Annotated in this window: 2 protein-coding genes; one reads left to right on the top strand and one right to left on the bottom strand. The window is 64.2% G+C overall.

The window, feature by feature from the left end; genetic code table 11:
* Window positions 1–742 (top strand): hypothetical protein (locus H5U08_RS19235; RefSeq protein ID WP_297036921.1); only part of this gene is annotated, 742 nt, incomplete at its 5' end.
* Between the two features lie 148 nt (window positions 743–890).
* On the opposite strand, the gene H5U08_RS19230 is transcribed toward H5U08_RS19235, so the two are convergent.
* Window positions 891–1,259: FliM/FliN family flagellar motor switch protein (locus H5U08_RS19230; protein WP_297036918.1), on the bottom strand; the 369-nt coding region annotated here is incomplete at its 5' end.

Genomic DNA, 1,259 nt, shown 5'->3' with positions numbered 1-1,259 from the left:
TGCCCGGGCACTCAACCTGGGCTGTCGGGCAGCGAGTGGCGAGTGGATCCACTTTCTTCCCTGTGGTCATCTCGTGGCGCGGAACTGGGCGGAAAACGCGCTCGCGCACGCCGCCGACCGGCGCATCGGAGTCATTGTCCCGCTGACGGTGGATGCTCGGGATGAGTCGCGGATTCTGGCGGCCGGCATGGGCTACGATAGTGCCGGACGGCTCGTCCATCTCCAGCGGGGGGTTCCGGTCGAGGGAACGACGCTCGCCCACCGCAGCCGCGTTTTGCCGCACTTCTCCGGGGCGTTCTTCCGCCGCGATACGCTCTTGGCGCTCGGAGGAGCCGACGAGTCGCTGGGGGATGGCTGGGTCCTTGCCGACGTGACCCTCCAGTTTTTCCGCGCCGGTTTTGTCAGCGTTCTGGAACCGGCCTGCGTGGTGCGGGGTGATCCTGCTCTGGAACCTGTGGGCTTCGACTACGCGGCTGCCCGAGATGCCGAGCGTTTCTTCTGGCGCTGGAGCGATCGCCGTGGTGGCACGATTCTGCGGCACCTGGCCCTGCTGACCGGTCAAACACTGGCCGCCCTGCCGCGCGGACAGCTCTGGCCGCACGTCGCCGGACGGCTGGCCGGCTGGCGAGGCAGCGCCGCCACAGCGCTTGTCAAAAACAACGGAACACGGCGGTCGACCATCCGGCAGAATATCTGCGACCATTCCCCACCGGAGACCGGCTACATCGCCAAAGCTGGTTGATGACAAAAGATCGGCTCGGCATCACATTGAAAAGCAGTCGCCGTGCCCTGCGATGTGAGGGACATTCGAACGGCGGGGCCGGCCGCGACGCTCTCGTTGCCGGCAGGGAATGGCTGACGGAACGTCCGGCGATTCTTGATCGTCCAGGTCATTCCCCGACCGCCTGGGCCGGATCGGAGATGATATCCTCGATGCAAATAGCCTTGTGGCCTTTGAAAATGCCGGGGCGGGCAAGGAACTTGGGGATGCCTTCCACCCGAACAAGCAGCGGCGTGTGAATGTCTTTTTTGGTGGTGATGATATCGCCCACCCGAAGGCCGATGAGGTCCTGCGTGGTGATGGTGGTTCGTGCCAGTTGGACGACGAGCTGGACAGTGGACGTGCGAAGTGCCCGACCAATCCGCTCGGCTGCGTCGGGACTGGCCTGGCGCTTTCCGTAGGAGGCCCAACTGTTGGCGGAGAGTTTGTTGGCGATCGGCTCGATGCTGTTGTAAGGAATACAGAGGTTGGCCATTCC

Source organism: Thermogutta sp., from assembly GCF_014359955.1.
GTDB lineage: Bacteria > Planctomycetota > Planctomycetia > Pirellulales > Thermoguttaceae > Thermogutta.
Note: the sequence above shows the minus strand (reverse complement) of the source record. Positions and strands in the feature narration are given on the sequence as shown.